This window comes from Saccharopolyspora sp. ASAGF58, from assembly GCF_012277335.1.
Lineage (GTDB): Bacteria > Actinomycetota > Actinomycetes > Mycobacteriales > Pseudonocardiaceae > Saccharopolyspora > Saccharopolyspora hattusasensis.
Genome location: NZ_CP040605.1, coordinates 6704646 through 6723288, shown reverse-complemented (window position 1 = coordinate 6723288; position 18643 = coordinate 6704646). Strand labels below are relative to the sequence as shown.

16 protein-coding genes and 2 pseudogenes are annotated in these 18643 nt (G+C 70.3%); 13 read left to right on the top strand and 5 right to left on the bottom strand.

Annotated elements, in window-relative coordinates:
* Positions 1–42: 42 nt before the first annotated feature.
* The 3 genes and pseudogenes from FDZ84_RS38235 to FDZ84_RS31580 all read left to right on the top strand — a co-directional run.
* Positions 43–357, top strand: a pseudogene (locus FDZ84_RS38235) (MFS transporter); the annotation flags it as partial.
* Entirely contained in the window at positions 314–766 is a 453-nt protein-coding gene (locus FDZ84_RS31585) for a hypothetical protein (protein ID WP_168584136.1), read from the top strand. The pseudogene FDZ84_RS38235 and the gene FDZ84_RS31585, both read left to right, overlap by 44 nt.
* 75 nt (positions 767–841) lie before the next feature.
* The gene (locus FDZ84_RS31580; RefSeq protein ID WP_168590491.1) at positions 842–2272 is read left to right on the top strand and encodes an aldehyde dehydrogenase family protein; all 1431 of its coding nucleotides are present in this window, start codon (positions 842–844) and stop codon (positions 2270–2272) included.
* Positions 2273–2278: 6 nt separating this feature from the next.
* Here the strand turns inward: FDZ84_RS31580 and FDZ84_RS31575 are convergent, their stop codons facing one another.
* Positions 2279–3193 carry a LysR family transcriptional regulator gene (locus FDZ84_RS31575; RefSeq protein WP_168590490.1) on the bottom strand — a complete coding sequence of 305 codons (915 nt, stop codon included), beginning with the start codon at positions 3191–3193 and terminating at the stop codon, positions 2279–2281.
* Between the two features lie 181 nt (positions 3194–3374).
* On the opposite strand from FDZ84_RS31575, the gene FDZ84_RS31570 reads away from it, so the two are divergent.
* Complete coding sequence (locus FDZ84_RS31570; protein ID WP_168590489.1) at positions 3375–4340, top strand: YeiH family protein; 966 nt, start codon at positions 3375–3377, stop codon at positions 4338–4340.
* A gap of 11 nt (positions 4341–4351) precedes the next feature.
* Here the strand turns inward: FDZ84_RS31570 and FDZ84_RS31565 are convergent.
* Positions 4352–5769: pseudogene (locus FDZ84_RS31565) on the bottom strand (amidase).
* Positions 5769–6746: a D-2-hydroxyacid dehydrogenase gene (locus tag FDZ84_RS31560; RefSeq protein WP_168588834.1), complete on the bottom strand. Its 978-nt coding sequence runs from the start codon at positions 6744–6746 to the stop codon at positions 5769–5771. Before FDZ84_RS31560 ends, FDZ84_RS31565 begins: the two are co-directional and overlap by 1 nt.
* 268 nt (positions 6747–7014) lie before the next feature.
* On the opposite strand from FDZ84_RS31560, the gene FDZ84_RS31555 reads away from it, so the two are divergent.
* The 4 genes from FDZ84_RS31555 to FDZ84_RS31540 all read left to right on the top strand — a co-directional run bounded on the left by FDZ84_RS31555 (position 7015) and on the right by FDZ84_RS31540 (position 9867).
* Positions 7015–7509: a DUF3830 family protein gene (locus tag FDZ84_RS31555; RefSeq protein ID WP_029535028.1), complete on the top strand. Its 495-nt coding sequence runs from the start codon at positions 7015–7017 to the stop codon at positions 7507–7509.
* 4 nt (positions 7510–7513) lie between these two features.
* The gene (locus FDZ84_RS31550; protein ID WP_168588833.1) at positions 7514–8272 is read left to right on the top strand and encodes an Asp/Glu racemase; all 759 of its coding nucleotides are present in this window, start codon (positions 7514–7516) and stop codon (positions 8270–8272) included.
* Positions 8273–8410: 138 nt separating this feature from the next.
* The gene (locus FDZ84_RS31545) at positions 8411–9160 is read left to right on the top strand and encodes a maleate cis-trans isomerase (RefSeq protein WP_168588832.1); all 750 of its coding nucleotides are present in this window, start codon (positions 8411–8413) and stop codon (positions 9158–9160) included.
* Between the two features lie 14 nt (positions 9161–9174).
* Positions 9175–9867, top strand: coding sequence for a GntR family transcriptional regulator (locus FDZ84_RS31540; RefSeq protein ID WP_246868570.1), 693 nt, complete (start codon positions 9175–9177; stop codon positions 9865–9867).
* Between the two features lie 63 nt (positions 9868–9930).
* Here the strand turns inward: FDZ84_RS31540 and FDZ84_RS31535 are convergent, their stop codons facing one another.
* A complete protein-coding gene (locus FDZ84_RS31535) occupies positions 9931–11412 on the bottom strand; it encodes an NAD-dependent succinate-semialdehyde dehydrogenase (protein WP_168588830.1) in 1482 nt (493 codons plus the stop codon).
* 116 nt (positions 11413–11528) lie between these two features.
* Here FDZ84_RS31535 and FDZ84_RS31530 point away from each other — a divergent pair, with 116 nt between their 5' ends.
* Entirely contained in the window at positions 11529–12785 is a 1257-nt protein-coding gene (locus FDZ84_RS31530; RefSeq protein ID WP_168588829.1) for an aspartate aminotransferase family protein, read from the top strand.
* A gap of 175 nt (positions 12786–12960) precedes the next feature.
* A complete protein-coding gene (locus FDZ84_RS31525) occupies positions 12961–14094 on the top strand; it encodes an LCP family protein (RefSeq protein WP_168588828.1) in 1134 nt (377 codons plus the stop codon).
* Between the two features lie 68 nt (positions 14095–14162).
* Here FDZ84_RS31525 and FDZ84_RS31520 read toward each other — a convergent pair whose 3' ends face one another.
* Complete coding sequence (locus FDZ84_RS31520) at positions 14163–14936, bottom strand: lysozyme (protein WP_168590488.1); 774 nt, start codon at positions 14934–14936, stop codon at positions 14163–14165.
* 375 nt (positions 14937–15311) lie between these two features.
* Here FDZ84_RS31520 and FDZ84_RS31515 point away from each other — a divergent pair, with 375 nt between their 5' ends.
* The 3 genes from FDZ84_RS31515 to FDZ84_RS31505 all read left to right on the top strand — a co-directional run bounded on the left by FDZ84_RS31515 (position 15312) and on the right by FDZ84_RS31505 (position 18500).
* A complete protein-coding gene (locus FDZ84_RS31515) occupies positions 15312–17069 on the top strand; it encodes an ABC-ATPase domain-containing protein (protein ID WP_168588827.1) in 1758 nt (585 codons plus the stop codon).
* A 104-nt stretch (positions 17070–17173) separates the two neighbouring features.
* Entirely contained in the window at positions 17174–17827 is a 654-nt protein-coding gene (locus FDZ84_RS31510; RefSeq protein WP_168588826.1) for a phosphoribosyltransferase, read from the top strand.
* A 397-nt stretch (positions 17828–18224) separates the two neighbouring features.
* Complete coding sequence (locus tag FDZ84_RS31505; protein WP_246868569.1) at positions 18225–18500, top strand: hypothetical protein; 276 nt, start codon at positions 18225–18227, stop codon at positions 18498–18500.
* Positions 18501–18643: the final 143 nt, after the last annotated feature.

Sequence of the window (18643 nt, the reverse complement as noted above, 5' to 3'; positions counted from 1 at the left end):
ACAAGATTCTCCAGGGAGGAGTTTCCGGTGTCCAAGACCGTCATGACCGCGTCACCCATCGGGGAGCAGGGCGATCGCCCCAGATCGTCGAAGGTGGCGTGGCTGATGTGGGGAGTCGGCGCGCCCTGCTGTTGCGCGGCGCTTTTCCACCGGGCCGGCCTCGGCGTGGCGGCACCGGAGGCGTTGCGGCGCTTCGACACCGGCCCGGCGGTCCTGGCGCTGTTCTCCGCGCTGCAGCTGGGTGTCTACTTGGTCCTGCAGGTGCCGTCGGGGCTGCTGGCCGACCGGCTCGGGCCGCGGAGGGTGATCACCGGTGGCATGGTCGCGATGGCCGTCGGGCCGCCCGCAGCGGCGGGACCGCTACACCCTGGGGTTGTCTACGGCTGTGGAGCTGGTGTGGGCGGTGCTGGTTCTCTGGCCGGGGACGTTGCCGATGCCGCTGCTGGTGGTGGCGCTGGTGTTCATCGGCGCTGGCGGTGGCGGGGCCATGCTGGCCTTCGACGGGGCGCGGATGGCCAACGCGACGCACCGCTGCGGAACCGCCCCGGATGTGGTGAACATGGGCGGGCTCAGCGCGGCGGTGCTGATCCAGCTGGTGGTCGGCGCGGTGCAGTCGGTATCGGACCTGCCGGCGGCGCAGGCCTACCGGTGGGCGTTCGCGCCAGTGCTGGTCCTCATGGCGGTGGGCACCCTGGCGCAGTGGCTGCGGCGGCCGAAGACGAGCCGCCCCGGCGAGCCGCCTTCACACGCTCGGCCGTGGGGATAGGGTCGGTTGGCGGACGTAGCACCTGGTCGGCCAACGGCGGTCGGCCCGGCGATGGAGGCCTATCTTTTGACCACGGTGTTGGAACTACACAACTTCGTCGACGGCGAGCCCGCCGACACCCTGGCCGGCGAGACGCTACCGCTGGTGGATCCGAGTACCGGCGAGGAGTACGGCACCGCTCCGCTGACGCGCTGGATGGACGTCGACGCGGTGATGGCGGTGGCCGCGTCGGCGTTCGAATCCTGGTCGCAGACGACGCCCAGGCAGCGGCAGCAGGTGCTGCTGGACGTCGCCGATGCCGTCGAGGAGAGGGCCGATGAGCTGGTGGTGGCAGAGTGCCGCAACACCGGAAAGCCCTGGTCGGTGGTGCGCGACGACGAGCTGCCGATGGCGGTGGACCTGATCCGCTTCTACGCCGGGGCGGCGCGGGTCCAGGAGGACGGGGCCGGCGGCGAATACCGGCCGGGGCACACGTCGTTCTCGCGGCGCGAACCGATCGGGGTGTGCGCGCAGGTCACGTCGTGGACGCATCCGCTGCTGCTGGCCGCGGCGAAGTTCGCGCCGGCTCTGGCTGCGGGCAACACGGTGGTGATCAAGCCCGCGGAGACGACGCCGGTGAGCACTGCGCTGCTGGTGGAGATCGCGGGCCAGTTCTTGCCCGCGGGCGCGTTGAACCTGATTTGCGGGGACCGTGACAGCGGCCGGGCGATGGTGGCGCACGAAGTGCCCGGGATGTTCTCGATCACCGGCACGGTCCGGTCCGGGATGGAGGTCGCGGGTTCCGCGGCCGCCGACCTCAAGCGGGCGCACCTGCAACTCGGTGGCAAGGCCCCGGCGGTGGTGTTCGACGACGCGGACGTGCCGCGGGCGGCCCGGCGGATCGCGGCTGCGGCGTTCGGCAACGCGGGGCAGAGCTGCACGGCGGCAAGCCGTGTGCTGGCGGGTCCGGCGGTGTTCGACGAGCTCGTGGTGGCGTTGGCCGAGTGGGCCGAGGCGATGCGTCCGGGGCCGCCGCAGGATCTGGACGCGGCGTTCGGGCCGTTGAACAGCCTGGGGCAGCTGGAGATCGTGCAGGCGCATCTGGAGCGGTTGCCGGAGCACGCGCGGATCGTCGTCGGTGGGCGGCGCAAGGGGGAGCGGGGCTTCTTCTACGAGGCGACGGTGGTCGCCGGTGTGGAGCAGGACGACGAGCTGGTGCAGAACGAGGTGCTTGGGCCGGTGCTGACGGTGCAGCGCTTCGACAGCGAGCAGGGGGCTGTCGAGCTGGCCAACGGCGTGCGCTACGGGTTGGTGTCGAGCATCTGGACGCGCGACCATGCGCGGGCGATGAGGGTGTCGCGGCGGTTGCAGGCCGGCACGGTGTGGATCAACACGCACCACCCGTTCACGGCGGAGATGCCGCACAGCGGGTTCAAGCATTCGGCGTCTGCGCGCGACTTCGGCCGCTACGGCCTGGAGGAGTACAGCCGGATCAAGCACGTGATGTCAGCCTGGGACGAGGAATAGCGGTCCTTACTCGGTGGGGCTCGCCTCCGGCGTGCGCATGGCGGTGGCCAGCAGGGCCGCGGCGGAGCCGGTGAGCTGGAGGCCGCAGCGCCAGACCGCGTGCAGCGGGCGGTGCAGGTCGAGCGCTGCGACGGGGACGTCGACGAGGCGTTGCTCGGCGAGGTCGGTGGCGACCGCGAGGACGCTGAGGACTGCGGGCCCGGCGCCGGCAACGACGGCGTTGCGGGCAGCTGTGGTGGAGCGAAGCTCGAGCAGCGGGGTGACCGGGTCGGCACCGACTCCGGCGAGCGCGCGGTAGAGGGTTTCGCGGGTGCCGGAGCCGTGTTCGCGCACGATCAGCGGGGTCGCGGCGAGTTCGGTGGCGGTCAGCGGGCGGCGAAGCCTGGCCCACGGGTGCTCTGGCGGTGCGACGACGACCATGCGGTCGCGGGTCACGAACCGCACCGAGACGCCTTCGGGTGGCACCGGGGTTTCGATGAAGCCGAGGTCGGCGTGTCCGTGGCGGACGGCTTCGGCCACGGATAAGGAGTTGGCCACGTCGAGCTCCAGGTGCACGTCGGGCAGCGTGCGGCGCAGCTGGCTGATCCAGCGGGGAACGAGGTATTCGGCGACGGTCATGCTGGCGGCGACGCGGAGCTTGGCCTCGTGCTGGGCACGCAGCGCCCGCACGCCGTTCATCAGGCCGTCGACGTGCGCCAGGACCTGCTTGGCCCAGTCGCAGACCATGACCCCGGCAGGGGTGAGCGTGCAGCCCTGGCGGGTGCGTTCCACCAGCGGTAGGGCGAGTTGGCGCTCCAGTCGGCTGAGGCGCTTGCTCGCCGAGGGCTGGCTGACCCGCAGCTCGGCCGCTGCGGCTCCGATGCTGCCGAGCTCGCCGACGAGGACCAGGAGCCGGAGCGATTCGGGGTCGGGCGGGGTCATGCGCTCAGGGTAGGTCAGCAGCCAAGTGAGTCTGGCTGCTTGCCGCCCGTTTCGCTGGTCGGGCATGCACTTTGGCTATGACCTCCTGTGCAGATCATGGCTACTGCGCGGGCGGCGTCGTGGCGAGCCTGAACGGGTGACGAAAACATTCAGCTCGCAGCAGTCAGGTGCAGGCGTTGCGGTGTTGTGGCCGGGTCTCGCGGTCACCGCCGTGGCGATCGCGGTGTCCATGGCGATCTCTGGGCGGTTTCCGGCGGTGAGCGCGTTGACCGTCGCGGTGGTCGTGGGCATCGTGGCCGGCAACGTGCCGGGTTTTCCGGCGTCGGCGCGGCCGGGCATCGCGTGGTCGACGAACAAGTTGCTGCGCGTCGGGGTGGTGCTGCTGGGTTTGCAGCTGTCGGTGACGCAGGTGCTGGGGCTCGGTGCGGGCACTGTGGTGGCGGTGCTGTTGATCGTGGCCCTGACTTTCGTGGGGACGTTGCTGATCGGTCGGTTGATGGGGGTTCCGCGCGGGTTGTCGATGCTGGTGGCGACGGGTTTTTCGATCTGCGGTGCGTCGGCGGTGGCGGCGATGGAGAGCGTGGTCGAGCGCGATGACGAGGACGTGGCCACGAGCGTGGCGATGGTGACGGTCTTCGGGACTATCTCGATGCTTGCGTTGCCCGCGGTGGCCGTCGGGTATGGGTTGTCGGGCGATGAGATCGGCCGTGTCGCCGGCGGCAGCGTGCATGAGGTGGCGCAGGTGGTGGCGGCCGCGTCGCCGGCCGGCGCGGCCGCGGTGGCGGTCGCAGTGGTCATTAAGCTCAGCCGGGTTGTCCTGCTTGCGCCGATGGTGATTGCGGTCAGCGTGGTGGAACGCCGCCACAGCGCCGCCGACAGTGGCAAGCGGCCACCGATCATGCCGCTGTTCGTGCTCGGATTCCTGGTCGCGGTGGCGGTTCGCAGCGGGGGTGTGCTGCCGGAGGCCGTGCTGGACGGCGCGAAGCAGCTGACCACCCTGCTGCTGACGGGTGCGCTGTTCGCGCTGGGGTTCGGGGTGCGGATCAAGGCGCTGCTGCGAAACGGCGCCAAGGCTTTCGCGCTCGGCGCCTGCTCCACGATTCTGGTGACGGGCCTCGGCTTCGCCACCATGCTCACCCTGGCGTGAAGTCGCTCCGATCAGGAGGTTCTGGCGCGCTGCCAGGGGTGTGCCCGCTCGTAGGCGCGGGCCGCGCGGAGGACCTTCGCGTCGCCGTGGCGGGGGCCGACGATCTGCAGGCCGATCGGCAACCCGTCAGCGGTAAGTCCACAGGGGATGCTCGCGGCGGGCTGCTGGGTCATGTTGAACGGGTAGGTGAACGGGGTCCAGCTCGTCCAGCGCGGGCTGGGGGACCCGGCCGGGACCTCCGGGCCCGCTGCGAACGCCGGGATCGGCACGGTCGGGGTGAGCAGCAGGTCGTAGGTCTGGTGGAACGCTCCCATGCGCTGTCCCATGAGCATCCGCGTGTTGGTCGCCTCCAGGTAGTCCTGGGCGGAGTAGGTCAGCCCGAGTCGGCAGATCTCGTGCAGGCCCGGGTCCAGCAGCTCCCGCTGCTCGGCGGTGAGGTGCTCGACGGACTTCGCGGCACCGGCGAACCACAGCACGTGGAAGTCCTCTACCGGATCGGTGATGCCGGGATCGACTTCCTCGACGACGGCCCCGAGCTCCTCGAAGGCCCGGGCGGCCGCGGTGACCGCGCGCGACACCTCGGGATCGACGAAGGTGCCGAAGCCGAGGTCGAGGCTGACGGCGATGCGCAGGCCCCACACCCCGGAGTCGAGCCGGTCCACGAAGGACCCGCTCGGCGGTTCCAGCGCGGACCAGTCCCGGCTGTCCGGTTCGGACAGCACGTCGAGCATCAGCGCGGTCTCGGTGACCGTGGCGGTCATCGGCCCGGCGTGGGCCAGGGTGCCGTAGGGGCTGGCGGGGTAGTGCGGGATCCGGCCGTAGGTCGCCTTGAGCGCGACGATGCCGCAGAACGCAGCAGGGATGCGCACCGAGCCGCCGCCGTCGGTGCCGATGGCCAGGGGGCCATGCCCAGCGCTACGGCCGCAGCTGCACCACCGCTGGACCCGCCGGCGGTGCGAGTCGGGTCCCACGGGTTGCGGGTGATGCCGTGCAGCGGGCTGTCGGTGACGCCCTTCCACGCCAGCTCCGGTGTGGTGGTCTTGCCGATGAACACCGCGTTGTGCTCCCGCAACCGTGCCACCGCTGGGGCGTCGACGGTCCACTGCTGGTGTGGGTCGATGGTTCGGGAGCCGCGCAGCGTCGGCCAGTCCTTGGTCAGGAAGATGTCCTTGATCGAGGTCGGCACGCCGTCCAGCCGCCCGGCGGGTTCGCCGCGCTGCCAGCGTTGTTCGGATGCCCTGGCCTGTTCCAACGCCCGATCGGCGTCGACCAGGCAGTAGGCGTTGACCGCTTCGTCCGCGTCCGCGATGCGGCGCAGCGCCGCTTCGGTCGCCTCCACCGGGGACAGCTCGCCGGCGGCGTATCCGGCGAGGAGTTCGGTGGCGGTGAGGTCGGCTGCCGTTCGGGCGGCCGGCTGGGTGTTGCCCATCAGTGCTCCGTTCCGCTGACGTAACCCCGGTGTTTGTCGACCACGTTGCGCAGCTGCGTGCCGTCGGTGTAGCTGCGCAGGTTGGTGAGGAAGAGGTTGACGAGTTCGTCGACCCAGCCGACGGTGTCGCCGGACATGTGCGGGGAGACGAGCACGTTGGGCAGCTCCCACAGTGGCGAGGTCTCCGGCAGCGGCTCGGTCTCAAACACGTCCAGCGCCGCACCGGCCAGCTTCCCGGCGCGCAGGGCGGCGATCAGGTCGGTCTCGGCGACGAGTTCGCCGCGGCCGACGTTGATCAGCCTCGCGCCTGGGCGGCAGTGGGCGAGGACCTCGGCGTCGACGAGCCCCTTGGTCTGCTCGGTCAGCGGGGCGGCGAGCACGACGTAGTCGAAGGCGCCGATGACGTGGGCGAGGTCGCTGGAGGCGTGCACGTCGCCGAAGTCCGGGTCGCCGCTGCGTCCGACGCGCCCGGCACCGGACACGGACAGCCCGGCGGCGGTGAGCTGGCGGGCGATGGCCCGGCCGATCGGGCCGGTGCCCACGACCAGCGCGTTCTTGCCTTCGATGCGTTCGGTCACGCGGTGCCGCCACTGCTTGCGGTCTTGCAGCCGCAGGGTGGTGTGCAGGTCCTTGGCGAAGGTGAGCACGGCGCCGAGCACGTATTCGGCCATCGGCCGGTCGAAGACGCCGCGGGAGTTGGTCAGCAGCACCTCGGAGTCGCGCAGGGCGGGGAACAGCAGGTGATCGACCCCGGCGCTGGCCGCGTGCAACCAGCGCAGCGCGTCGGCGTGCGGCCATGCCGAGGTGATCGCGTCGGAGCGGAAGTCCCAGACGAACAGCACGTCGGCACCGGGCAGCGCGGTGGCTAGCTCGTCGGCGTCGGCGTAGCGGAGCTCGGCGTAATCCTGGATGCGGGCCATCTCTGCGGGCGGGTTCCCGTCGTGCAGGACGACGACGGTGGGGGTGCGGCTGATCATGACCTGACCTTAGGGGCTGTTGCGTGCGGGGCCGGGCAGCAGTGATCGTCGGGCGCGCCGGTTAAGAGTTTGTTTCCCCCGCACTGAACGGGAAAACGCGTTCGGCTTGGGGCATTGACACGCTAAGAAGCGTTCGTAGGATTGTCAACAATCCACGGGTACCCTCGGCCGACGAGGCGAATCCCGACCTCGCCGGCCGGGCCGGGGTGGAGGCCGGGACCGGAGGAGATGAGTCAACAGTCCCCACTCCTGCGAACGGAAGATCACGATGCCCAGGTACCTGTCGATCGCCCTGGAAAAGCGCGGTGTGTCCTGTGTGGCGGAACTGCTCGACAAGGACGCCCCCCGCACCTGCGAAGCCGTGTGGCAGGCGCTGCCCCAGGTCGGGCCGGTGCACCACGCCAAGTACGCGCGCAACGAGATCTACACGATGGTGCCTCGGTTCGCGGCCGAGGAACCAGGTCAGGAGAACCCGACGGTCACTCCGATCCCCGGCGACGTCGTGTACTTCTCATTCCCGGGCGGCATGCTCGACCGCCAGTTCAAGGAGGAGAAGAACATCCACGAACTGCCTGGCGTGATCGACCTGGCGATCTTCTACGGACGCAACAATTTGTTGCTCAACGGCGACGTGGGCTGGGTGCCGGGCAACGTCTACGCCACCATCGTCGAGGGGTTGGACCGGATGGCCGAGGCGTGCAACGACGTGTGGCGCTCCGGCAGCGTCGGCGAAACCCTCCGCTACGACCGTTACCAGGGTTGACGGCATGCCGCCTGACTTCCTCGGGGCGGTATCGGGCCCGGAGCCGCAACGCGGCATGGGAGTGATCGCCCCGTTCGACCTGGCGCTGGACCGCGAATTGTGGCGGTGGACCCCAGCGGGCGTCTCGCTGTACCTGACGCGCACGGCGTTCGTACCGGTGCCGGTGACCGTCGAACAGGCCAGTCTGGTCAGCGACGAGGCGGCGGTGCACGGCGCGACCCGCGACCTGCTGGTTCCGGAGCCGGAGGTGGTCGCTTACGCGTGCACCTCCGGCAGTTTCGTCAACGGGGCCACCGGCGAGCGGGCGCTGGTCGAGGTGATGCTGCAGGCGGGTGCGCCCGCCGCGGTCACCGCCTCCGGCGCGCTGGTGCGGGCCCTGCAGATGCTGGGCATCGGCCGGATTTCGATCGCCACGCCGTACGTGGAGAGCGTGACCGAGCGGTTGCACGGCTTCCTCGACGAGCACGGGGTCGAGGTGGTCACGAGCGTCGGCCTGGGTCTGCTCGGGCAGATCTGGAAGGTCAACTACCGGCAGGTGGTGGACATCGTCCGATCGGCGGACCGGCCGGAGGCTGAGGCGATGTTCATCAGCTGCACCAACCTGCCGACCTACGACATCATCGGGCCGCTGGAGCAGGAGCTGGGCAAGCCGGTGTTGACGGCCAACCAGGTCACGATCTGGGCTGCGCTGCGCGAGATGGGCCTGCAGGCGATGGCCCCGGAACAGCGGTTGATGCAGTTGGTGGACGCCCCGGCCGCGTGACGATCGCATCAAGACCTGAGTTAGCCGTGGCGACTCGTGCGGTAACATTGTCAACAATCGACCGGTCGTCCGGTGTTGGCGTCCGGAACCGCCGCGGTGGTGTCGGAAACCGATGTCGACGAAAGGACGGAGCTCCCGGTGTCGTACACCGCAGGAATTCTCTACCCCGGCTACAGCGCCGAAGACGACTACCCCACCCTCGAACGACTGCTCGGCGACGGCATCCGCCTGCCGTTGGTGCACACCCTGATGCGCGAGGACGCGCACCGGGTCGACGCGCTGCTGGACATCGGCTCGGACGAGGTGCTCGCCGACGGTGCCCGGCAGTTGCTGGAGCACCGCGTGCAGTCGGTGATCTGGGCGTGCACCAGCGGCAGCTTCGTCTTCGGCTGGCAGGGTGCTCGTGAGCAGGTGGAGAAGTTGCAGGCGGTCACTGGCCTGCCGACCTCCAGCACATCGTTCGCGTTCGTGAACGCCGCGGCGGGCCTGGGGCTGCGGCGGGTGGCGGTCGCCGCGACCTACCCGCACGACGTGGCGGCGAAGTTCGTGGAGTTCCTGCAGGCCGCCGGCCTGGAGGTGGTGCAGTTGTCCAGCCGGGGCATCATCACCGCCGCCGAGGTCGGCACACTCGAGCGCGGCGAGGTGCTGGATTTCGCCGCGGCCAACGACGACGACCGGGCCGATGCGCTGCTGATGCCGGACACCGCGCTGCACACCGCGGCGTGGCTGAGCGACCTGGAGGACCGGCTGGGCAAGCCGGTGCTCACGGCCAACCAGGTCAGCGTCTGGGAAGCGCTGAGGCTAGCCGGTGATCGCGCGGTGCACGACGGATTGGGAACGCTGTTCCGCGAGGGAACAGGAGGGGAGCGCAATGCCTCCCCGGAATGAGGAGATGGTGTCAGGTGCTGGGGACCGACGAGCAGAACCCGCAGCCGGGTGAATTAGAGCCGGTGCAGCGCAAGTCGACCGCGGCGATCGTGGCCGACCAGCTGCGGGCGGCGATCATGTACGGGTCGCTGCCACCTGGTAATCAGCTTGGCGAAGCCGAGCTCGCCGCCCGGCTGGGCGTCAGCCGCGGACCGCTGCGGGAGGCCATGCAGAGGCTGGTCGCCGAAGGGCTGCTGCGCAGCGAACCGCACCGCGGGCTGTTCGTGATGACGTTGGACGCCGAGGACGTCCACGACATCTACCTGGCCCGCCTGGCGGTGGAGCGCGCCGCGTGCGAGCAGATCGTGCGACACCACCGGGTGGAGGCGGTGGCGGAGCTGACCGCCGCGCAGAGCCGGATGGTAGCGGCAGCCGGGAAGGGCGATTCGATCGAGCTGGCCGACGCCGACCAGGAGTTCCACGAGACGCTGGTGCGGGTGTCGGGCAGCCCCCGGCTGCAGCGGATGGCGCAGACGCTGCTGGTGGAGAAGCGGATGTGCCTGACCGCTCTGCAGGACAAGTACCACGCGGACGTGCAGGCGCTGGTCGATGAGCACAAGGGCCTCGTCGACGCGATCGAGGCCGGCGACGAGCAGTTGCTGCTGGGGCGGCTGACAGAGCACATGAACGACGCCCTGGACCGCCTCAACGGCTCCATGGCGAGCTGATGCCAGAGAAGGGGGCGGGCTCCCTCCACCGCGGAGGGAGCCCGCCCCCTTCGTGCGAACTTCTCAGAGGCCGCCGACGGCGACGTACTTCGTCTCGAGGAACTCGTCGATGCCGAACTTGCCGCCTTCGCGGCCGAGGCCGGAGTGCTTCACCCCGCCGAACGGCGCCGCCGGGTTGGACACGATCCCCTGGTTGAGCCCGACCATGCCGCTCTCCAGCGCCTCGGACACCCGCAGGCCACGCTGCAGATCGCGGGTGTAGAGATAGCTGACCAAGCCGTACTCGGTGTCGTTGGCCTGGGTGATGACCGCCTGCTCGTCGGTGAAGGTGGTGATCGGGGCGACCGGCCCGAAGATCTCCTCCCGCCCCATCCGGGCCTCCAGCGGCACGTTGGTCAGCACGGTCGGCTGGTAGAAGTACCCGTCACCGTCGCGGGCGCCGCCGCCGGTGACGACCTCCGCGCCGAGCCGCACGGCGTCGGCGACCAGGTCGGTGACCTTGCCCAGCTGGGCGTCGTCGATTAGCGGCCCCACCTGGATCTCGTCGGTGACGCCGCGGCCCACCCGCAGGCCGCTCATCCGCTCGGCCAGCCGCCGGGAGAACTCCGCGGCGACGTCGGCGTGCACGTAGAACCGGTTGGCCGCCGTGCAGGCCTCGCCGATGTTGCGCATCTTGGCCAGCATCGCGCCGTCGACCGCGGCGTCCAGGTCGGCGTCGTCGAACACGATGAACGGAGCGTTGCCGCCCAGCTCCAGCGACACCTTGAGCACCTGGTCGGCGGACTGCTCGATGAGCTTGCGGCCCACCGCGGTGGAACCGGTGAACGACAGCTTGCGGGCACGGCCGTCGCGGATCATCGGTTCCATCAGCTCGCCGGCGTGGCGCGAGGTCACCACGTTGAGGACGCCGTCCGGCAGCCCGGCTTCGACGAGGATCTCGGCCAGAGCCAGCATCGACAGCGGCGTCTGGTGCGCCGGCTTGATCACCGAGGTGCAGCCCGCGGCGATGGCCGGGCCGATCTTGCGGGTGCCCATCGCCATCGGGAAGTTCCACGGGGTGATCAGCAGCGCCGGTCCGACCGGCTGGCGCATCACCAGGAACCGGCCGCTGCCGTTGGGCGCCACCGCGTAGTCGCCGCCGATGCGCACGGCTTCTTCGGAGAACCAGCGGAAAAATTCAGCCGCGTAGGTGACCTCGGCGCGCGACTCGGCCAGCGGTTTGCCCATCTCCAGCGTCATCAGCAGCGCGAGGTCCTCGTGCCGCTGCATGATCAGATCGAAGCCGCGCCGCAGGATCTCGCCGCGCTCGCGCGGCGGGTGCTTGGCCCACTGGGGCTGGGCGTCGGCCGCGGCCGCCAGCGCGGCCAGCCCGTCGTGCGGGGAGGCGTCGGCGACCGAGCACAGCGCGCGGCCGGTGGAGGGGTCTTCGACCTCGTAGCTGCGGTCCCCGTCGGCGTTGCGCCATTTGCCGCCGATGAGCAGTTGCTTCGGCGCGGCGTCGACGACGACTGCCTCTCGGGGGTGCTGTTCGGTTGAGGTTGTCATGGCAACGGCGAACCCTTCTGCCTCGGTGGTGGACAGCGACGCTCGGTGATGGTTGCATGTCAGCGGAGATTGTCAACAATCCTACATTTTGCACGCTTCGAAGCTTGGAGTCGATCATGGCTGAGCTCTCGCCGGTGCTGAAGCAGGCCACGCCGGTCCTAGCCGCCCGCGGGGAAGGCGTCTACCTCTACGACGAGCAGGATCGCCGATACCTGGATTTCACCGCCGGGATCGGGGTCACCAGCACGGGCCACTGCCACCCGCGCGTGGTCGAGGCGGCCCAGCGCCAGGTGGGTACCCTCATCCACGGCCAGTACACGACCGTCATGCACCGGCCGCTACTGCGGCTGACCGAACGACTCGGCGAGGTACTGCCGACCGGCCTGGACCGGCTGTTCTACGTCAACTCCGGCAGCGAAGCGGTCGAGGCGGCGGTGCGGCTGGCCCGCCAGGCCACCGGGCGGCAGAACATCGTGGCCTTCCAGGGTGGCTTCCACGGTCGCACGATGGGCGCGGGCGCGCTGACCAGCTCCGGGGTCAAAGTGCGGGCCGGGATCGGCCCGATGATGCCCGGCGTGGTGTTCACCCCGTTCCCGGAGGCTTACCGGCACCGCACCAGCGAGGCCGAGGCGGTGCGCTACGCGCTGGCCGAGTTCGACCAGTTGCTGGTCACCGTCAGCTCGCCGCGTGACACCGCCGCGATCATCATCGAACCGGTGCTCGGCGAGGGCGGCTACATCCCCGCACCGCCGGCGTTCCTCGCTGGCCTGCGGGAACGCGCCGACCGGCACGGAATCCTGCTCATCGTCGACGAGGTGCAGACCGGTGTCGGTCGAACCGGCCGATTCTGGGGCCACGACCACGCCGGGATCCGGCCCGACATCCTGATCACCGCCAAGGGGCTGGCCAGCGGTTTCCCGCTGTCGGCCATCGCCGCGCCGGAGGACCTGATGAGCCAGGCATGGCCTGGCTCGCAGGGCGGCACATACGGAGGCAACGCGGTGGCCGCCGCGGCGGCGCTGGCCACCCTCGACGTGGTTCGCGACGAGCACCTCGTCGAAAACGCCGCCGAGCAGGGCGCCCGGCTACAGGAGGGCCTGCGCAAGGTCGCCGCCGAGCACCCGGTGATCGGCGACGTGCGCGGGCTGGGCCTGATGGTCGGCAACGAGTTCAGCACGCCCGATGGCACGCCGGACACCGCGACGGCCACCCGGGCACACCAGGCCGCCGCCGAGCGCGGGCTGCTGCTGCTGACCTGCGGCCCGCACGGCAACGTGGTGCGGATGATCCCGCCGCTGATCGTCACCGCAGAGCAGGTCGACGACGCGGTCGGGCTGTGGGCGGAGGCGGTGCGGGACGCCGTCAACGCCTGACGACCTCGGCTGGTGGCGGGTGTGAGCTTGCGCTCGCGCCCGCCACCAGCCAAAACGGGTGGTTGTCGATCACTGTTCGGTAGGGGTGGGTGCTTCCGGCACAGCCGTCTGGAATGCTTCACGCCAAACCCGGAGCGTGCGGGGCGCGCCGGATCGAACCGACGCAGGTGTGCGCATGAGCGACTGGTCGGCGGGGCAACCGCCGAGGAGCCGGAGACCGCAAGGCGGCGGCGAGAGGTACGACTACTACCGAGAGGCCCCAGACGGGCCGCCGCCAGGACGGCGACCACCGCCTCCGTACCGCGGCCCCCGGCGGCCGGTGGACGAGCCACCGCCGCTGCCGCCACGCCGCAAGAAGAAGCGGTGGGGCCGGCGCATCGGCATCACGCTGGTCGTGCTGGTCCTGCTCCTGGCCGGGTTGGTGATCTACTTCGACAGCATGCTGCAGCGTACCGACGCGCTGGGCTTCGGCGGGCAGGCCCCGGACTCGGCGGGCACCAACTGGCTGCTGGTCGGCTCCGACAGCCGCGATGGCCTCGACGAGGCGCAGCGGGAACAACTGTCGGCCGGTGACGCCGCCGGACGCCGCACCGACACCGTGATGCTGGTGCATATCCCCAGCGGCGGCGGCCAGCCGGCGCTGATCAGCCTGCCCCGCGACTCCTACGTCGCGATCCCGGGGCACGGCAAGACGAAGCTCAACGCGGCGTTCTCCTTCGGTGGACCCCAGTTGCTGGCGCAGACCGTCGAACAGGCAACTGGCGTGCACATCGACCACTACGCGGAGATCGGTTTCGGCGGGTTCTCGGACCTGGTCGACGCCGTCGGCGGCGTGGACATCTGCCTGGACCAGCCGATGGACGACGAGATGGCCAACGCGCACCTGCAGGCCGGTTGCCAGGAGCTCGACGGGCCGCAGGCCCTGGGCTTCGTGCGGGCCCGCTACTCGCTCAAGGGCGGTGACCTGGAGCGTGCGGAGAACCAGCGCAAGCTGCTGGCCGCGCTGGTCGACAAGGCCACCAGCCCGGCAACGCTGCTCAACCCGTTCCGGCTGTTCCCGCTGGCCTCCGGGGCCAGCAAGACGTTCCTGGTCAACGACGGCGACCACCTGTGGCACCTGGCGTCGCTGGCGCTGGCGATGGGCGACATCAGCAGCGGTCAGGGCGTCACCACCAGCGCGCCGTTCGGCCGCTTCGGCAAGGACTCCGACGGCGGCTCGGTGATCATCTGGGACTCCGACGGCGCCAAGCGGATGTTCGAGGCGATCGCCAATGACCAGCCCATCCCGCCGGACCTGGTGGCGAAGTAGATCGCGAACGATGCGGGCCGCCCCGGAAGATTCCGGAGCGGCCCGCATCGCCGTTGGGAGGGACGGTCTCAGGAGGTGAATCGCTTGAGCTGCTTGTTGCTGCCGTTGAAGACGTCCTGCCCACCAGGGAACGAGCCCTTGTCGCTGTTCTGCCAGATCGTCTGGTAGTCCCAGCCGGCCGGCAGCGGGCCCGTATTGGGGGCGTAGCGGGCTATCCACAACGGATTGTTCGGCGCGAAGTCCGGATTGGACGCCGTGCAGCGGTTCCACCAGTTGGTGGTGGTGTAGATGATCGGGAAGCGCCCGGTCCGGGCGTGGTACGTGTTGCTGAAGTCGGCGATCCACCACGACATCGCGGCCGGGTCCAGGCCGTAGCAGGCCTCCCCGTAGGGGTTGTACTCGATGTCCAGCGCCCCCGGCAGGGTGCGCCCATCATGCCTCCAGGCCCCGCCGTTGTCGACGAAGAAGTTGGCCTGGTCCGCTCCGTTGGAGCGGTCCGGCAGGCCGAAGTGGTAGGAGCCGCGGATCATGCCGACGGCGTGCGAGCCGTCGTACTGCTGTCCGAAGCGGTCGTTGCGGAACTCGGTGCCCTCGGTGGCCTTGACGTAGGCGAACCTGGCGCCGTCGGCCCAGGCCTTCGGCCAGTCGACATCGCCCTGATGACCGCTGACGTCCATTCCGGACACCGCGCCTGCGGGGCGGTAGCGCGGCTGCGCGTCGCGCGAGCCTTCGACGCTGTAGCCCGCCCAAGCCCCGTTGGGGTCGTTGGGGTTGAGCCGCGGGGCCGTGGGCGCCGGGTCGGCGTGGGCGATGCCGCCGGCCAGGCCCGCCGCGGCGATCACAGCCGCGAGCAGCGCGGAAGTCCTACGTGGACGGCGGGAACCGCTGCGGCCCAGACCTTGCCGGTGACTGCTGTCGACCGGACCGCCGAATCTGCGAAGCACTACACTCGCCTCCTCACCAACACAGGCAGCGTCGTCGAGTGGAACCGGCCGTTCGGGGTGTCGGACCGGGTGGTGCTCTGGATCTTGCGCGTTCGGAGGATAACCCGGCATGTGGGAGCGCGCCGGGTTCCGACGCGCCGTTTCGCCGGTTTTGCCCCGAGTGGACACTCGGCCGTCCACTGTGGTGTCAGCGGCCTCGAGCCTCGCGGACGATCTGGAGTGACCTACGTCTCCCGATTGGAGAATCGGCGGCCGGTCAGGTAGGTCTCGGGCATGGCACAGCGAACGGGCGGTCCCGGAGCGGGGCGATACAGGGATCGGCGGCCGAGCGATCGCGGGCGTGACGACCGGCCACGCGGCGACCGTGGCGGCGAGCAGGCGCTGCGGCAGGAACTGCGCGCCATGCACGGCGCCAGCTACGGCCGCTACAAGTCGTTGAGCGGCCGCTGGTCATTCGGCGGGTTCATCTTGGAGGTCCAGCGGGTGCAGCCGGACCCGTACGCGCCGGCCAGCCGCTGCGAGGTCCGGGTGGATCCGGTGGTCGCGGGCTTCCCAGCGGAGTTGTGGTCCACGCCGGTGCGGGCGCGCGCGCTGGCCGGTTACCTGGTGCGAGCGGCGCACCGCAGGCTCCGCGACAGCCGGTTGCGGGTGGACGCCGGTCGGCAGCAGGTGCTGGACCGAAGTGCCTGCCAGATCGCGGGCGGGGCGGTGGTGCTCCGGCTGGGCATCGACCTGCCGGGGCGGGGCCGGACGATCGATGGCAGGCAGGCGGAGCAGGCGTTGTGCGACGAGCTGCCCGACGTGGTGGAGGCGGCGCTTCGCTGGGCGAGCGCCGATCAGCGCCGGCTGCGGGAGTTCGTGGACTCCATTGAGGACACCGACGCGCTGCGCCGGATGCTGCCGCGGTTGGGCCTGGTGGCCTTCGTCGCCGACGGCTCGATGCTGCCCCGGCGCAGTGGCGTCGACGAGCGGCCGCTGCCCGACGGGGTGCCGTTCGCCTCCCCGGAGTCGATGCGGGTCGAGGTGGAGCTGCCCAACCGCGGCCGGGTACGTGGCATGGGGGTGCCCGAGGGGATCACGCTGATCGTCGGGGGCGGTTTCCACGGCAAGTCCACGCTGCTGCGGGCGCTGGAGTTCGGCGTCTACGACCACATCCCCGGCGACGGCCGGGAACTGGTGGTGTGCCGGGAGGACACCGTCAAGGTGCGCGCGGAGGACGGGCGGCGGGTGCACCGTGTGGACGTCAGCCCGTTCGTCAGCCACCTGCCCAGCGGCGCCGACACCGCAGACTTCTCCACCGACAACGCCTCCGGCTCCACCTCCCAGGCTGCGGCGATCGTGGAGGCGGTGGAGGCCGGGGCGAAGGTGCTGCTGGTCGACGAGGACACCGCGGCGACGAACCTGATGATCCGCGACGCCCGGATGCAGGCCCTGGTGGCCAAGGAGTCCGAGCCGCTGACGCCGTTCGTGGACCTGATCCGGCCGCTGCGGGCCGCGCACGAGGTGTCGACGGTGCTGGTGATGGGCGGCTCCGGGGACTACATGGACGTCGCCGACCAGGTGCTGATGCTGGACGCCTACCACGCCCGCGACGTCACCGAACGCGCCAAGCAGCTGGCCGCGGCGCCCACCGGTCGCCACTCTGAGGCCCAGGCCTTCCCGCCGGTTCGGCACCGCGTGGTGGATCCGCGCTCGATCGCCACCGACCGCCCGAAGATCCGCGCCCGGGGGGTGGACGCGCTGACCCTGGGAGAGTCCACTGTGGAACTACGCGGGGTGGAGCAGGTGGTCGACCCCGCGCAGGTCACCGGGATCGGGCTGGCGCTGGTCAGCTGCGCACGGCGCGGGGTGCTGGACGGCACCCGCACCATCGCCGAGGTGCTGGACGCCTTCGCCGCGGACGTCGCCAAGCGCGGTGTCACGGCTGTCGACGAGCACTACGTGGGGGACTTCGCCGTGCCGCGACGCTTCGAGCTGGCGGCCGCGCTGAACCGGCTCCGGGTGCTGCAGGTCGCTGGTTTCCGAACCTGAGGAGGTTTGCCCATCGGCTGCGGGCGGGCATCATCGAGGCGAGTGGTTTCCCCGATGTGCTGTCGTGCGCACGCGCGGCGGACGGGAGGCGAGCGATGCCTCGCATGAGTTTCCCGGAACGAACCACCACCGGTTACGCCGACCGCCGGCACGCCGGCCAGGTCCTGGCCCAGCGGATGACCGGGCTTGAGCTGGTCGACCCCGTCGTGCTCGGGTTGGCCAGGGGAGGGGTGCCGGTGGCCGCCGAGGTGGCCCGGATGTTGAAGGCGCCGTTGCGGGTCTGCGTTGCCCGCAAGATCGGCGCGCCGAGCCAGCCGGAGCTGGCGGTCGGCGCGGTGACCGCGGACGGGCCGGCGAGCTACGACCTGCAGCTGGTGCGCTCGTTCCACCTCGACGAACGGACCCTGCAGACGGCCTGTGAGCGGGAGCGGGCCGAGGCGCGGCGCCGGGAACGGTTGTTCCACCGCGGCGAGCCGCTGCCGTTGGCCGGGCGTGACGTGGTGCTGGTCGACGACGGACTGGCCACCGGGGCGACGGCCCGCGCGGCGGTGCGGATGCTGCGCGAGTCGTCCCCGCGGAACGTGGTGCTGGCCGTCCCGGTGGGCGCGCCGGACGCTGTCACCGCGTTGCGCGCGGAGGCGGATGTGGTGGTGTGCGTGCTGCAACCGGCCGGTTTCGCGGCGGTGGGGCAGTGGTACCGCAACTTCAGCGCCACCACCGACGAGGAGATCTACGAGATCCTGCACGACTTCGACTGACCGTGCGGAACTTGCCGAGCTGGAGTTCTCGGCCTTCGCGGGTACCTCCAGCACCCACCAATATTTTGATGTTCTTGTGATTTCAGTGTTGATCAAAACCAATCCTACAAACCAACCCTCACCAATACGAGCCACGACGCGATAGCCTCGCCTCACCTACTCCTGCGCTGGGGAGAACTGGGAATCGGGTGGACTTGGGCCACCGGTCGGGGGGCTTCTCGCGCGTCGGGGTGGAGATGGGTGTCCGTCTCGGGTTGATTGGTTCGTTATGACTGCCGCTGGACCTTCCGACAACACGCCGCCGCAGGCGGGTAGGCACACGCCACCTCGGCGGTCGGGTACGAGACGGAGCGCCGATTCCGGCGAGTCGGGTTACTCGGCCGAGGTCTCGTGGCAGGTGGGAGAGGCTGCGTCGGCGCTGGGTGATCGCCTGCGCGACCCGGCGGTGGCGCACACCGTCGAGGAGATCGAGCAGGTCATGCGCGGGTTCTCGCTGACCGCGGACGGCATGTCCGTCGGTTGCGCTGGGGTGACAGAGTGGCTGCGTGCGGCGGGGCACGCCGGCCCGCTGTCCGGGCACGCCAGCGTAATGGCGGAGCGGCTGTCGCACATCGGCAAAGAGTTGGCCCGGTTGGCTGAGGCGATCGAGAAGGCGCAGAAGCGCGCGAGCTGAGGTCGGGTTTCCGGTCAGACCTTTGAAGTTAGTTACGCTAACAACATAGGCTGGCCGGGTGACTGCTGCTGATCTGTCCCGCGTCCCGGCCGACGAATGTGGTGGCGTGGGCGGTTGTCGCGGCCCATGATGCTCCCGATCGC

Excerpts from the sequence above, each read along its gene's own strand:
- FDZ84_RS31575 (WP_168590490.1), bottom strand. The coding sequence starts at position 3,193 with ATGACCCCGCCCGACCCCGAATCGCTCCGGCTCCTGGTCCTCGTCGGC.
- FDZ84_RS31560 (WP_168588834.1), bottom strand. The coding sequence starts at position 6,746 with ATGATCAGCCGCACCCCCACCGTCGTCGTCCTGCACGACGGGAACCCG.
- FDZ84_RS31555 (WP_029535028.1), top strand. The coding sequence starts at position 7,015 with ATGCCCAGGTACCTGTCGATCGCCCTGGAAAAGCGCGGTGTGTCCTGT.
- FDZ84_RS31550 (WP_168588833.1), top strand. The coding sequence starts at position 7,514 with ATGCCGCCTGACTTCCTCGGGGCGGTATCGGGCCCGGAGCCGCAACGC.
- FDZ84_RS31535 (WP_168588830.1), bottom strand. The coding sequence starts at position 11,412 with ATGACAACCTCAACCGAACAGCACCCCCGAGAGGCAGTCGTCGTCGAC.
- FDZ84_RS31530 (WP_168588829.1), top strand. The coding sequence starts at position 11,529 with ATGGCTGAGCTCTCGCCGGTGCTGAAGCAGGCCACGCCGGTCCTAGCC.
- FDZ84_RS31525 (WP_168588828.1), top strand. The coding sequence starts at position 12,961 with ATGAGCGACTGGTCGGCGGGGCAACCGCCGAGGAGCCGGAGACCGCAA.
- FDZ84_RS31515 (WP_168588827.1), top strand. The coding sequence starts at position 15,312 with ATGGCACAGCGAACGGGCGGTCCCGGAGCGGGGCGATACAGGGATCGG.
- FDZ84_RS31510 (WP_168588826.1), top strand. The coding sequence starts at position 17,174 with ATGAGTTTCCCGGAACGAACCACCACCGGTTACGCCGACCGCCGGCAC.